At 64.9% G+C, this 14,744-nt stretch carries 8 protein-coding genes; 5 read left to right on the top strand and 3 right to left on the bottom strand.

The genetic code is table 11. The features are described from left to right. Window positions 1–256 precede the first annotated feature (256 nt). The 3 genes from O3139_RS13375 (at window position 257) to O3139_RS13365 (ending at window position 5,456) form a co-directional block, all read left to right on the top strand. Window positions 257–1,528, top strand: a complete 1,272-nt coding sequence (locus O3139_RS13375; RefSeq protein ID WP_269514562.1) for a sugar MFS transporter — start codon at window positions 257–259, stop codon at window positions 1,526–1,528. A gap of 63 nt (window positions 1,529–1,591) precedes the next feature. Continuing rightward, on the top strand, window positions 1,592–2,686 hold the full coding sequence (locus tag O3139_RS13370) for a LacI family DNA-binding transcriptional regulator (RefSeq protein WP_269514561.1): 1,095 nt from the start codon (window positions 1,592–1,594) through the stop codon (window positions 2,684–2,686). 244 nt (window positions 2,687–2,930) lie between these two features. Continuing rightward, window positions 2,931–5,456, top strand: a complete 2,526-nt coding sequence (locus O3139_RS13365) for a glycoside hydrolase family 3 protein (protein WP_269514559.1) — start codon at window positions 2,931–2,933, stop codon at window positions 5,454–5,456. Here the strand turns inward: O3139_RS13365 and O3139_RS13360 are convergent. Next, entirely contained in the window at window positions 5,438–6,952 is a 1,515-nt protein-coding gene (locus tag O3139_RS13360) for a tryptophan halogenase family protein (RefSeq protein WP_269514558.1), read from the bottom strand. The genes O3139_RS13365 and O3139_RS13360 overlap by 19 nt on opposite strands. Window positions 6,953–7,092: 140 nt before the next feature. Between O3139_RS13360 and O3139_RS13355 the strand changes: the two genes are divergently transcribed. Continuing rightward, window positions 7,093–10,134, top strand: coding sequence for a TonB-dependent receptor (locus O3139_RS13355; RefSeq protein ID WP_269514557.1), 3,042 nt, complete (start codon window positions 7,093–7,095; stop codon window positions 10,132–10,134). 140 nt (window positions 10,135–10,274) lie between these two features. Here the strand turns inward: O3139_RS13355 and O3139_RS13350 are convergent, their stop codons facing one another. Continuing rightward, the gene (locus O3139_RS13350) at window positions 10,275–12,131 is read right to left on the bottom strand and encodes a glycoside hydrolase family 9 protein (protein WP_269514556.1); all 1,857 of its coding nucleotides are present in this window, start codon (window positions 12,129–12,131) and stop codon (window positions 10,275–10,277) included. Window positions 12,132–12,388: 257 nt separating this feature from the next. Beyond that, window positions 12,389–13,390: a cupin-like domain-containing protein gene (locus O3139_RS13345; RefSeq protein WP_269514554.1), complete on the bottom strand. Its 1,002-nt coding sequence runs from the start codon at window positions 13,388–13,390 to the stop codon at window positions 12,389–12,391. Between the two features lie 126 nt (window positions 13,391–13,516). Here O3139_RS13345 and O3139_RS13340 point away from each other — a divergent pair, with 126 nt between their 5' ends. Further along, complete coding sequence (locus O3139_RS13340; RefSeq protein WP_269514553.1) at window positions 13,517–14,743, top strand: MFS transporter; 1,227 nt, start codon at window positions 13,517–13,519, stop codon at window positions 14,741–14,743. Window position 14,744: the final 1 nt, after the last annotated feature.

Here is a 14,744-nt window from a genome sequence, read left to right as displayed (position 1 = left end):
ACCGGGGCAGGGCAGGGGATCGTCGGGTGGCGCGTGACCTCCATTCAACCACTGCGGCCGACCGTCGGCGGTGGCTGGTTCACGTGTTTCAGCGCAGACGGCATCGACGATGCGGAGTGGTCGCGCGCCCTTCTTCTCTTTGCCGAGCGAGTTGACAGCGCTGTCTATTTGTCGTCGAAGTGAGCAGGAATGATGAAGGCCAATGCGGTTTTTGCATTCCGCCTGTTCAACCCATCGACGCGGAAAGATCCAGGCCATGAATGCTCCTTCGACGGCCGACAGTCCGCAGGGTGTGGTGTCCGGAGATGTCCGATATCTCCAATGGTTTGTATTTGGCCTTTTCTTCATTTTTGGCGGCATCACAAGCCTTAATGACGTCCTGATACCCAAACTCAAAGAACTGTACGACTTGAACTATTTCGAGGCGATGCTGATCCAGACGGCCTTCTTTGCCGCCTACTTCATCGTCGCCCTGCCCGCCGCTGCGCTGGTTCAGAGAATAGGCTACATGCGAGGTGCCGTGGTCGGTCTGCTGATCATGCTGGTCGGCTGCCTCCTCTTCATCCCTGCGGCACGGTCCGGGCTGTTCCCGACCTTCCTCGGTGCGCTGTTCGTGCTGGCCGCCGGCGTCACGCTCGTGCAGGTCGTCGCCAATCCGCTGATCTCGATGCTGGGCGACCCGCGCTCGTCGCATAGCCGTCTGACCTTTGCGCAGGCGTTCAATTCGCTGGGCACGACGGTGTTTCCCTTCGTCGGCGCAGCCATGATCCTGGGCGCATTGGCGACCGCCGATCCGACGGAAATGGCCGGCCCGGCCCTGATCGCCTACCGCGCAGCGGAATCTGCGGTGATCACCAACGCCTATCTCGGGATTGCTGGTGCCCTGGCGGTCGTGGCTCTGGTGGTCTGGCTCAACCGCGCGCGGCTGGTCGAGGCCCCGGCCGAGCGCACCTCCATCCTGCGGGCGTTCGAATTGCTGAAGCGGCCCCGGTTCGCTTTTGGCGCGCTCTGCATCTTCGTCTATGTCGGCGCCGAAGTGGCGATCGCCAGCCTGATGGTCAACTATCTGATGCAGGCGGACGTCCTGGGTCAGTCGGCCGAGACCGCCGGCAAGCTGCTGATCTTCTACTGGGGAGGGGCCCTGGTCGGTCGCTTCATCGGTGCCGCCGTGCTTCGGGCTGTGCCGGCGTGGAAGGCTCTGGCCTTCGTCGCCGTTTGCGCCATCATCCTGATCGGCCTGTCGGTGGTGACCACCGGGCCGGTCGCCGGCATCGCCTTGCTCGCCGTGGGCCTGTTCAATGCCATCATGTTTCCAGGCATCTTTACCCTGGCGTGCGAAGGCCTGGGCAAACGTGCCGCTGAAGGATCCGGCATCATCTGCATGGCCATTGTCGGCGGTGCAATCGTTCCGCCGCTGGCCGGGATGATCGCCGACGCTTCGACCCTGCGCGTGGCGCTGGCGGCTCCGGTGGCCTGCTATCTGATCATCGCCCTGTTCGGACGATACTGCCGCAAGCCCCTGGTTTGAGGTCCAGACTGGAACCGGCCCCGACATCGATTCTATTCCCGCCCATGTCCGCTTTGCCCTAGTATGGGGCCGGTCGGCGGCGCTAAATTCGATGTTGCCTGGAGAAGAATCACTTTGGCGGCTGTCACGATTTACGATGTCGCGGCCCGGTCCGGCGTGTCGATCAAATCCGTATCGCGTGTGCTGAACGGAGAACCGAACGTCAGTCCGGCGCTGCGCGAGAAGGTGTCCAGGGCGGTCGAGGCCCTCGGTTATCGCCGTAGCTTGTCGGCGCGTAGTCTCGCAGGGGCGACCTCGTCCCTCATCGCGGCGCTGGCAGATGCAGCCCTGACGATCGAGCATTGGCGGAGCGGACGCGGGAACGACTATCTCAGCCGGCTGGAGCTGGGCGCCCTGATGGAATGTCGGAAAGCCGACTATCACCTGATGGTCGAGTTGGTCGATCATGGTGCCGAAACCCTGGACCGGGAACTCATGGCTTTGCTCGCGGCCATCCGCCCGGGCGGAGTGCTTCTGACGCCGCCGAATTCGGACCATGGCACGGTTCTGGACGTGCTTGATCAGGAGGGGGTGAACTATGCCCGCATCGGCGCACGAACACAGCTTGACCGGGGCTTCTGCGTGTCCATGGACGAACGCCAGGCCTCCTTCGACATGACGGCCTACCTCATTTCGCTCGGGCACCGACGTATCGGCTTTATCACCGGACCACCCGCCTATCCCGCAAGCCAGTTGAGGCAGGCGGGCTATCAGGACGCCCTGGCGGCCCACGGCCTGGCATTGGATGAAGCGGCGATCGTGGAGGGTGATTTCACCTTTCCGTCGGGCATGAGGGGCATGACGGCGCTTCTGAACTCGGTGCCCGGGTTGACCGGCGTCTTCGCGAGTAACGACGACATGGCGCTTGGTGCCCTGCAGGCGGCAGCGGCGGCCGGCCTTTCGGTGCCTCAGGATCTGTCGCTGGTGGGTTTCGATGACACGCCGAGCGCCTTGTTCAGCACCCCGACCCTGACCACGATCCGCCAGCCTGTGGCCGAAATGGCGGCGGAAGCCATGCGCGGCCTGATCGGGCTGCTGAAACCCGACAGCGTCAGGCCGGACGGGCCGATGACCGTTCCTTACGAGCTGATCAGGCGACAATCGGCGAGAGCGATATGAAAAGCGCAGCCGCCCTTGACGGTGTCTTTCTTGACAGCGCTGTCAGGACTGGCCTAAGCGAAATTGGGCACCGGTGTCAGGTGATGCGGCGTGTTCGCTATCCGCGTCCCCGGACGGGCTTGGCGATCGCTTCGTAGCCAACCTTAAACCGCGACCGCTTCGGGAGGTGTCTCCTGCCTCCCGATCGACGACCAACTCCGCCGCGACGCACCCACGTCGCAGCGGCCTTTTCCAGAGGATGCTTATGCGCACGGCTGTTTCGATCCTGGTTCTGACGCTGGCGTTGCAGACGTCCGCAGCCGCTCAGTCCGTGCCCGGCGCAACGGTCGTCGAAGCCGCAACCACACATTCTGCCCTGTGGCCCCGTGCGGCGTCGCCTGCTGCCATGACCGACCCGGAAACCGAAGCCTTCATCACCGAACTGATGGGGCGCATGTCCCTGGAGGAGAAGGTCGGCCAACTGATCCAGGCCGATATCTCGAGCATCCAGCCGTCAGACCTGCTGACCTACCCGCTCGGGTCAATCCTGGCGGGCGGCAATTCGGCTCCGGGCGGAAACGACCGGGCACCGGCAGGTGAATGGGTCGCGCTCGCCCGGGCTTTCCGCGAAGCCAATGCGGCGCGCCCGGGCACCATGGTTCCGCTGATCTACGGTATCGATGCGGTCCACGGGCACAACAACATCGTTGGCGCGACCCTGTTTCCCCACAACATCGGCCTCGGTGCTGCCAGAGATCCCGATCTGATCCGTCGCATCGGAGAAGCCACGGCGCTTGAAGTCGCGGTGACCGGGGCGGACTGGACCTTCGGGCCGACGCTGGCTGTCGCGCGCGACGACCGTTGGGGGCGCGCCTATGAAAGCTATGGCGAGGATCCTGAAATCGCGGCCAGCTATGGCGGGGCCATGACGCTGGGCCTTCAGGGACAGCTGATCGCAGGCCAGCCGCTGGCACCCGGTCACATCGCCGGCTCCGCCAAGCATTTCCTGGCGGACGGGGGAACGACCGGCGGCAAGGACCAGGGCGATTTCGAGGGTACCGAGCAGGAGCTGATCGACATCCATCTGGGCGGCTATCCTGCCGCGATCGATGCGGGCGTTCTGTCGATCATGGCCAGCTTCTCGAGCTGGAATGGGGTCAAGCATTCCGGCAACGCCGGCATCCTTACGGACGTGCTGCGCGGTCCGCTGGGCTTCCAGGGATTCGTCGTTTCGGACTGGAACGCCCATGGGCAGGTGCCCGGCTGTTCGAACGAAAGCTGCGCCGCCGCGATCAATGCGGGCATCGACATGCTGATGGCACCCGACAGCTGGCGGCCGCTGTACGCCAATACACTGGCGCAGGTTCGCTCCGGCGAAATCCCCATGTCTCGCGTCGAGGAGGCCGTCCGACGCATCTTGCGCGCCAAGGTCAAGGCCGGACTGTTCGAAACGTCCCGGCCCGTTGAGGGTCACCTCGAGGCTCTGGGCTCGGGCGACCACCGCGCCCTGGCCCGCGAAGCCGTCCGCCGATCCCTGGTGCTGCTGAAGAACAACGGCGGCGTCCTCCCGATTCATGGGAATGGGACGGTGCTCGTCGCGGGGACGGCTGCCGATGACATCGGTCAGGCGGCGGGTGGCTGGACATTGTCCTGGCAAGGCACCGGCAACAGCAATGCCGACTTCCCGAACGGACAGTCGATCTGGGGCGGCATCAATGAAGCGATGTCGAACGCTGGCGGGAGGGCCGTGCTCAGTCCGGATGGTTCTTTTGCCGAGAGGCCCGATGTGGCGGTCGTCGTGTTCGGCGAGACGCCCTATGCGGAGTTCCAGGGCGACGTCGAGACCCTAGATTTCCTGGATGAGACCCCCCTCCAGATCCTGAGGCGCCTGCGAGCCGCGGGGATCCCGACGGTTTCCGTGTTCCTTTCTGGACGGCCGATGTGGACCAACCCGGAAATCAATGCGTCGGACGCCTTTGTGGCGGCGTGGCTTCCTGGATCCGAGGGCGGAGGCATCGCCGACGTCCTGATCGGCGATTCCGCAGGGGCCTCCCGCAATGATTTTACCGGCACCCTGTCCTTTTCCTGGCCAAAGGATGCAAGGGGCGCACCACTGAACCATGGGTCCCCGGCCTACGACCCCCAGTTCGCCTACGGCTACGGCCGCACCTACGCCGATACGACCGAACTCGGACTTCTGTCCGAAGAGAGCGGGGTGGCCATTACGGCGTCCAGCCTCGACCAATACTTTGTCGACGGCCGTGTGGTTTCTCCCTGGTCGCTGGCTCTCGAGGACGAAGGGGGCCAGAGCCGATCCGACCTGACGGCAGAAGCGGCCAGCCCTCGAGGCGGGCTGGTGGTCGAGACGGTCGACGATCTGGCGCAGGAAAGCGGGCTGAGGCTCGCCTTCCAGCCGAACCATGTTTCCAGCGGATTGATCTGGGGTCAGGCCGTGGACCTGACGCGTCAGAGCAATGGCGAACTCGCACTGGCATTCCGTTACCGCGTCGACGCGGCGCCTCAGGGCCAGGTCAGGCTGGCCGTCGGGCAGGGTGGGGTCGATGCGACTTCGGTCTTCTCGGCAGCCCCGCTGGGCGAATGGCGGAGCGTGAAGGTCCGGTTGTCCTGCTTCGCGGCCGCCGGTGCCGACGTTTCTGTCGTCGATCGCCCCTTCCGGCTGTCCAGCAACGATGCCTTTACGGTGTCTGTCTCGGAGGTCCGATTGGCCCCCAACGAGAACGACACGATCTGTCCGGCTGCCGCACCGGCCCTTCAGGACGCCGCGCAGTAGCGCGCGATGAAGGCTTCGTGGGTGGGCATCGCCTCGGCGGTGCGGGCGATGATGTCACGAAGGCCCGACATCTTTCGCAGGACCGCGCCTCGATCGATCGTGTCGACCAAGGGATCCCAGGTCTCGGGCGTTATCCCCTGGCCCAGCATGACGGCGACCCAGCTGGCTTCACTGAACAGTTCGTCCTCGTAGCGGAAAAACCGGCCTGACCGCCGGAAGAGCTCGACCTTGCGCGACAGCGTATCGGGCACCTCCATGGTCCGCACATAGTCCCAGAAGGGTGTGTCGGTCCGTGCCGTGGCCTTGTAGTGCAGAATGATGAAGTCGCGGATCTGTTCGAACTGCGTTTTCGAAAGCCGGTTGAACTCGTCGATCATCACCGGGTCGAACGACCGGTCTGGAAACAGCGCCAGCAGCTTTGAGATGCCTGACTGGATCAGGTGAATACTGGTCGACTCCAGAGGTTCCAGAAACCCTGAAGACAACCCCAGCGCCACGCAGTTTTTCACCCACTGCTGCTTGCGGCGGCCGGTGACAAAGCGGAGTGGGCGAGGATCACCAAGAGCCTCGCCGTCCAGACCGCCGAGGAGCGCCGAGGCGGCGTCGTCATCGGAGATGTATCCGCTCGAATAGACATAGCCGTTGCCTGTCCGGTGCTGGAGCGGAATGCGCCAGCGCCAACCGGCCCTGTCGGCCGTCGAGCGCGTATAGGGCGTCAAGGCCCCCGCTTTTGCGCTGGGGACGGCCAGGGCCCGGTCGCACGGAAGCCAGTGGGACCAGTCTTCGTAGCCAGCTTTCAGCGCCTGCTCGATGATGAGGCCGCGGAACCCCGAACAGTCCACGAAGAGGTCAGCCGCCAGACACCGGCCGTCCGTCAGCGTCACGGATTCCACAAACCCGTCTTCGGGTCGCAGGGCCACGTCTGCAATCCGACCCTCGACGCGCGTCACGCCATGTCCTTCGGCGATCCGCCGCAGATAGGCGGCGTACAGTCCGGCATCGAAATGATAGGCGTGCTTGAGGCTGGAGAGGACCGTTTGGGGGTCCGCGCTTGGCCGGGCCATCCGGTTGCGCCGGGCCGCGGCGATGCAAAGGCTGTAGTCACCCAGCGGCTCGGGCCGACCCATCGCCCGGGCCATCAGCCAGAACTGGTGGAATTTGATCCCCTCCATGTCGACGCCGAAGGAGCCGAAGGGATGGATATAGCGATCGCCGCGCTGCCCCCAGTCGACGAACTCGATTCCGAGTTTGAAGCTGCCTTGGGTCTGCCTTAGGAAATCGGCCTCATCGATGCCCAGCAGGGCATTGAAGCTGGCGAGGGGAGGGATCGTGGCTTCCCCCACGCCCACGGTCCCGATGTCCTCCGATTCGACCAGGGTGACCCGGGTCACCCCGTTTTGCCCTAATCGCGCCAGGGCCGCCGCCGCCATCCAGCCGGCGGTGCCGCCACCGACGATGAGCACGCTCCGGATCGCGTTGTCAGGTCTGGACGTCATCAGAACTCCAAGGAAGCACGCAACGCGGCCGTCAGGACCCGGGCCGGGCGCTTATTGACCAAATATCGACAGCGTGATAGATTTCGAAATGACAGCGCTGTCAAGCTGTCCAATAAACGCGTTCCTCAGGGGGGAATTTCTTGACCGACACCCGATTTTTGGGGCTCCGCCCCCGTGTAAGCCACCTGCTGTGCGGTGTATCCGCCCTGACGTTCGGGATGGCGCTGGGGGCCATGCCGGTCCAGGCGCAGGCGCAGGATCAGACCTCAACCGACGATGACGCCACCCAGGTCGAGGAAGTCGTCGTTACGGGCATCCGGGCCAGCCTTCGTAACGCCCAGGCGATCAAACAGTCGTCGGACGTGTTCGTGGACGCCATCACGGCTGAGGACATTGGCGCGCTGCCGGACCGATCGGTGACCGAGGCGCTGCAGCGCGTCCCCGGCGTCTCGATCAGCCGCTTCGCGGGCGCAAACGATCCCGATCACTTCTCCGTCGAAGGGTCGGGCGTCATTGTCCGTGGTCTGACCTTCGTCCGGTCCGAGCTCAACGGCCGAGATACCTTCTCCGCCAACAACGGCCGCGATCTGTCGTTCGCCGACGTCCCGCCCGAGCTTCTCGGCAGCGTCGAAGTGTTCAAGAACATTTCGGCCGACATGATCGAAGGCGGTATCGCCGGCACGGTCAATCTCAACACACGCAAGCCCTTTGACAGCGACGGGGCCGTGTTTGCGGGCTCCATCGAAGGCAACTATGGCGATCTCGCGCAAGAGCTGACGCCGACCTATTCCGCCCTGGTCAGCAACCGCTGGGACACGGCCGCCGGCGAGTTCGGTCTGCTGCTCAGCGGGGTCCATTCCCAGCTTCAATCACGCTCGGACGGGCTGCAATCCCTGAACTACAGGCTGAGCACGGGCGCGGGCGGGCGTCAGCTCTGGACGCCTTCGGGCCTGGCCTTCCGGTCGCAAGAGTTCGACCGGCGTCGCGATGGCATCGCCGCGGCCGCACAGTGGCGCTCCAACGACGGGACGATGGAAGCCACACTCCAGTATCTGCGCTCGGATTCGACACAGGCCTGGACGGAAAACGCCGTCGAGTCGATCGTGGATGACACCGGCAATCGTGTGGCCGTGCCAGGCACCAGCTTCGGCTACGACGACAGCGGGATCTTCACCAACGGCGTGATCACCTCGAGCGCGGGATGGCGCTCGGCCGACTCGTCGGTGCCCCTGGACGGCATCCAGCACAGCTACATCAAGCGCGGAGTGGAGCAGGAGTACGTCACGAGCGACTACGGCTTCAACTTCCGCTGGGCGCCGTCGGAACGCCTGCGCCTGAACTTCGATGCCCAGTATGTTGAATCGACGGTGCAGAACACCGACTTCCAGATCGCAAACTCCTTCTTCGCGATTGACGAGATCGACCTGCGCGGGGACTCACCGACCCTGACCTTGCGGCCGCCAAGCGGCAGCGGCGACATCAACGCCTTCCTTGCGAACCCGGCCAACTACTACTGGCGCAACGCAATGGATCACAAGGAGGACAGCGACGGCTCCGAGTATGCCTTGCGGGCCGACGCGGAATACGACCTGGATGCGGGCTGGCTGGACTCGGTCAAGGTGGGTGCCCGCTACGCCGAGCGCGAACAGACCACCCGAAACTCGGTCTATAACTGGGGCGTCCTGTCTGAAGTCTGGAACGGCTCGACCGGGCCTGTCTGGCTGGATCAGGGCAATGTCGCGACCTCGCGCCTGACGAGCGGTACCAGCGCTGTCGCGGCTTTCGACTTCTCGGGTCTTGGTGTGCCGCTGACCGCACTCGGGTATCGCGGCAATCCGGCAGCCGATTATGCTACAGCCGTTGACTTCGCGCGGAGCATCAACCGGATCTGGGGCGGCGGCGGTTGGGTTCCCCTGTCTGCGCGTGGGAACGTCGTGCCCGGGACGGACTACACGGCCGGTGAGATCAACAACACGAACGAGGCGACCACTGCCGCGTACGCGCTGATCAAGTTCAGCAATGACGCAGATCCCGTCTGGGGTGAGAGCGTGTCGATCAGCGGCAACATCGGTGTCCGCTATGTCGAGACCGAAATCTCGGCCGAGGGCGGTCTGAGCTTTCCCACCACCTCCCAGGTCTTCAACGGTAACTGCGGGGCAGTGGTCCCGCCGGGTGGAACGATCCCCGCGTTCTGCCGCCTCTCGGTCACAGAACGGGCTCGCGCCCTCGCGTTCGCGACCGGCACGTCGGTCGCCAATACGGCCGTCCACACCTATGACAACTGGCTTCCGAGTGCGAACGTCAAGATCGGCCTGACGCCGCAACTGCTGATCCGTGCCGGTTACACCGAGGCCATTCGTCGATCGGACCTCGGTCTGACGCGTAACCAGCTGCAGATCGCCCCGCGCGTCGTCGACAACACCTTCCTCGGGTTCGAGGCCCAGGCGGGCAACACCTTCCTGATGCCGATCAAGTCGCGGCAGTTCGATCTGTCGCTCGAGTACTATTTTGCCCCGACGGGGTCGCTGACCGTATCTCTGTTCAAGAAGACCCTGTCGGACGCGATCACGAACGGCTTTTACGATCGCACGCTCACAAACGGCGGCTCGACCTATCCCGTCTATGTTCGGGGGCCGACCAACAGCACCGAGGATGGCGATATCCAGGGCGTGGAGTTCGCATACCAGCAGTTCTACGACTTCCTTCCGGGCTGGCTGTCGGGCTTCGGCATCCAGGCCAACTACACCTATATCGACAGCTCTGGCGTGCCCCAGGAGAACCTGTCGGCCGACAAGGCCAATCCGGGCGGGAATGAGCCGGTCATCGACACCAGCCTTCTGCCGCTGGAGTCGCTGTCGGAGCACAACGCCAACTTCGCTGCGATCTACGAAAATGACGTCATTTCGCTGCGGCTGGCCTACAGCTGGCGGTCGAAATATCTGCTGACCACCCGTGACGAGATCGTGCCCTTCGCTCCGATCTTCTCGGACGATACCGGGCAACTGGACGGGTCGGCGTTCTACACCGTGAACGAGCAGATCAAGGTCGGTGTCCAGGCGGTCAATCTGCTCGACGAGCAGACACGGACCTTCCAGGTTCTGAACGACAGCCTGCTGCTGGCCCCGCGGTCGTGGTTCAAGAACGATCGACGCTTCTCCTTCGTGGTTCGCGCGACCTTCTAGGCCGCGTTAGCGCCCAAAAAAGAGCGCGCCGTCCCGGGTCCGGGGCGGCGCGTTTTTTGTTAGATCTGCAGGGGGGGCTGGAGCCTGATTCACGCTTTCGGCTGGACCCATGTCGTGGGTCCAGCTCAAGCGGTCCGGCCCTAGGGCCGATCGAGGTAGGTCGTGACCCAGACCAGGGGCGCGTTCCAGTTGATCGCGACCTCGTTCTGGCTGAAGGCCCGGACATCGTCGCGCCAGCAGGTCTGGGGCGTGCAGGTGCCGCGCATGGTCTCAGCCACCGGATCGCTCATGTTCTGGTTGTTCGGTCCTCCAGACAGGACCCCCGCAGGCGGTGCCGGATAGGCGGGATCCAGCGAATGCGCCCAGTACCGGTGATGCGGGTTGCGCATGGGGCGGGCCCCATAGCCCGTGACATAGGACTGATCCAGCGGGTTGCGGCCCAGGACATAGTCGAGCGCGGCGACAACGCCGTCCGCGAACCCCTGTTCTCCCGTCAGATCGTGAGCCACGCCCAGGATGATCGCGCGGTTCAGCAGATCGGCATTGGAGCCCCAGTTGTAGCCGGGTCCGGCGAACGGCAGGCCGTAGCCCTGGGTCGAGCCCTCGTCCAGATAGACGCGGGCGCGATCGATCAGTCGCCTCCGGACCTCGGCCTGATCGGAGCTCGACAGGCGACCGGGAGCCGTCGCCAGGGTGATCGCGCCCAGGGCACTGACCGAATTCCAGCTGATGTCGGCACCCTGATAGCCCCCCGACCCGGCAGCGGCCGTTGTGCCAGGCTCAATCCCGAGGAAGGCGAGGTACCGGGGGTCGCCTGTCGTGGCGTACATCTCGGCCGCGGCCCAGTAGAATTCGTCGGTCAGATTGTCGTCGCCATAGTCTCCGCCGCCGTCGAACGATCCCACGGCATAGAGGTCGGGGTGACGCTGCGCGGCAGCAAAGCCTCGCTCGGCTGCGGTCAAGCAGGTCCGGGCGAACCCGGCATCGATGTCGCGCCAGAGTCGCGCGCACTGGGCCGCCACCGCCACCAGGTTCAGTGTCGCCGCCGTATTGGGCCCGTAGAGGTATCGGGTCTCCGGGTCGTCCGCCGGTGCGGTCGGAAGCGGCGTCCAGCGCGCGTCATGGACCTTGTGATGCACCAGTCCGCCGGCGTCGATGCGGGTGAAGGTCAGAGGCTGGTCCCGCGCGAAGCGCCCGACCGGCACATTGGCATGCTCCCCGTCAGGGACCTGCATCTTCAACAGGAACTCGAGCTCCCAGCGCGCCTCGTCCAGAAGGTCGTCGACGCCATTGCCGGCCTCCGGGATGTCGGCGGTGCCATCGGGGAAGGCGGGAACGATGTTCCTGACTTTCGCCCGCTCGTAGACGTTCAGCAGCGTCCAGACCGCGATGCCCCCGTTGACGACATATTTGCCCTGGTCGCCCGCGTCGTACCAGCCGGCCGAGACATCGAGGGTGTAGGCACAGCCCGGCCAGACGTTGCCGCGCACATCCGCGCCGGCGAAGCAGGTTGCGCGGTCCGGCGCGTGACCCGCGGGTCGGGCCAGGTCGGCACGCTGGACGTGCTCCGCCGCGATCGGAATGCCGCTGCGGTTCTGGTAGAAGAACGCCAGGGCGTCCCGGCCGAGCGCTCCAAACGGACGATCCGCGATGGTGAAGGGCCGACTGAGGCGTTGCCCGACCTGAAGACGATAACCCGTTCCTGCGATCTGCAGCGCGCCGAAATCCACTTCGTGGACGCTCACCCCCGACGTCGTATCGAAGCCGCGCGGCCGGGTCTCTCCCTGTGTGATCACTGTACCGATTGTATCGACCACTCGCCAGGGCAGAGGGCTCTCACTGGTGTCCACGACGGTGGCGCGTTTCGGACCCTGAGTCAGGAAACCGACCTGGTTCATCTGGATGGGATCGGTCGCGCGGTCCTGCGCGGACGCAGCACCCGCCAGGGTCACCGTGAAGGCAACGGCGGTTGTCAGGAGGCGGTGGCGAAGGCTCATCTCTCAGGGTCTCCGAACTGGGTCAGGGGATTGAAAGCCGAAAGTCGGCGAGGCGGCGACCGGCCTCCCGGCGGCGAATGATCGTCCCGGTGGGGTCCGCGTCGCAGGTAAAGGCCCAAACGACGCCAAACCCGAAGGCGACGAGCGATGGCCGGGCCGCATGATGTCTGCCTTGTGCGCCATCTCACCTCCGACCCCACGCTAGAACCGAAACATTCCCGGGGCGAGTCAAATTGACAGCCCTGTCATTCCCTGGCTCAGGACCTGGCCATCGACCCGATGATGAAGCGACGCATGATGGACGCCGTCGTGGGGGAGAGCGGGCCAAGAATGCCTCGGGCGGGCTCCGGAATATGCGAGAGGTCCCGGGCCTCTGCATCAAAGACATAGTGGTCGAAAATCGATCTCCACGCCGACCGCTGGGCATCGGGCAGGTCTCGGATCGACAGGAGGGCATGCACGAGGCATTCGAACGGCGATCCGGCCTCAGGCCTGGAGGAGCGCCACCAGTAGTTTACCAGCACATTGAGGGAGGCGTGCGAGCGTACGTGGTGCCACCAGAGTGGCGGGATGTAGAGGGCATCGCCTGGCTCGAGCGTCGCCGAGGCCGAGGCTGCCAAGGCGTCGGCAAACTTCGGGAAACGAGCGAGGTCGGGTGCGTCGAGCGGTGCCAGGCTGACGGGCTGGCCGGCCAGCGTGTGCTCAAGAGGGCCGACATAGAGGTTGGTGGTCTGCTCGGGCGGGAATAGGGTGAAGGTTCGGGTGCCGGCGATAATGCAGGCGATGTTGTCGGACAGGTCATAATGCGTCTGCACCGCCACGGCATTTCCCAGCCAGAGACGGGGAACTGCGGCCTCACAGGCCGGTGGGGGTGGATTTTCAACGGAGAAGGCCGGCAAGCTGTCGCCCATGGGGGCTGCGCCCATGTACAGCGCCGGCGGGTCGGCCAGATCCGCGATGCGGCTCAGATCCCGCAGCAGCCCGGTGACCGTCGCCCTCTGTTTGGTAAAGTTGAACCCTTTCAGGTCGTCGGCGTAGAAAAAGGTGCCTCCCGCACCGGGAGGGGCGACAAAGACTTCCGCGTCTGTCCCCCGGTCGAGCTGCGACAGATAGGCCGCGATCCCGTCGTCGCCCCGGCCAGCCGCCACCACGGCCGGCCAATCTCGAACAAGCCCCCGAAAGACGACCGGTCGTCCCGCCTCGACGTCGCCAAGGGTCAGAGATTGTCCCGATGGGCGTTCTTCAATCGCGGCCGTCATGTGCGTCGCCTAGCACCTTGACAGCGCTGTCCACAATGGCGTGATAGGCCATGCGCGGCGGCAGAACTGCGTACGGGTAAGGGGAGCGCGGGTCATGGACGGCGCATATGCGGTAGGCTGCGGCGCATGAGAGATGCAGCCGTTCCCGCGCCCGTTCGCCCCGCCTTCGTCATGGGATATACGTTGGCCCAGATCGGGGCCTATGTGGCGTTCGTCCCCCTGCTCAACATCGTCCTGCCGATCCAGGCAGACACCCTTTCGCCTGGCAACGGCTCCCTCGTCCTCAGCCAGGTCGCGATCCTGGGCGCGCTGGCAGCCGGAGCCACGAACTTCATCGCCGGCACCGTCAGCGACCGGGCCGAGGGGCCCCTGCGCGGGCGTCGGCCCTGGATCGTCGGCGGAGCCCTGGCCACCTCGGCTGCCTGTCTGGCCATCGTGGCTGTGCCGACCAGCGGTGCCCTGGTCCTCGCCGTCGTGCTGTTTCAGATCGCATTGAACATCATGTTCGGGCCCCTGAATGCCGTACTGGCCGATCGGGTGCCGGACGTGCAGAAAGGGATGGTCTCGGCGATGATCGGACTGGGCTTTCCCGTCGCCACCCTGTTCGCGGCCCTGGTCATCGCCGTCCTTCTCAGGGATCAGACGTTGCGCATGCTGGTTGTGGCGGCGACCGTGATCACCCTGGTGGTCCCGTTCGGCCTCGGCCTTAAAGAGCCGACGCGCCAGGCCGCGCCGTTGGGCTTACGGCGTCTGTCCTTTTACGCCCTGCGGGATCGAGATTTCCTGATGGCCTTTGTGTCGCGATTGCTGGTCCAGGTCGCCATCACCCTGAACGTGCTCTATCTGCTGTTTTTCCTGCAGCAGGAAACCGATATCGGCCGGCGATTTCCGGACCTGCGCGCAGAGGCCATTCTTGGCTGGCTGATGGCCGCGGCGACCATGGCGTCCCTGGTGGTGGGCTTCGCCGGAGGCTTCCTTTCCGACCGGTTTCGCCGGCGCAAGGCCTTCGTCGCGTCCGGCGCGCTCATGATGGGGGGAGGGGCCCTGTTGCTCATCGCGATGCCCCAATGGCCCGGACCGCTGGTCGCCCAGCTGCTGTTCGGGGCCGGGCTGGGTCTCTATTCCACGGTCGACGTCGCCCTCGTGGCCGAGGTCCTGCCGAGCCGCGAGAACGCAGGGCGCGATCTCGGAATCATGAACCTGGCGATCACCCTTCCACAGTTTGCGGCCCCCCTGCTGGGCATGCTCCTCATTTCCATGGCGGCCCAGGCCATGACGTGGATCTTCGCATCGGCCGCCGTATTCGCGCTCGCCGGTGCTCTGGCGGTTGCCCGTATCTCCAAGGTGATGTGAT

The sequence above is a fragment of the Brevundimonas subvibrioides genome (genome assembly GCF_027271155.1).
GTDB classification, from domain to species: domain Bacteria; phylum Pseudomonadota; class Alphaproteobacteria; order Caulobacterales; family Caulobacteraceae; genus Brevundimonas; species Brevundimonas subvibrioides_D.
Note: the sequence above shows the minus strand (reverse complement) of the source record. Positions and strands in the feature narration are given on the sequence as shown.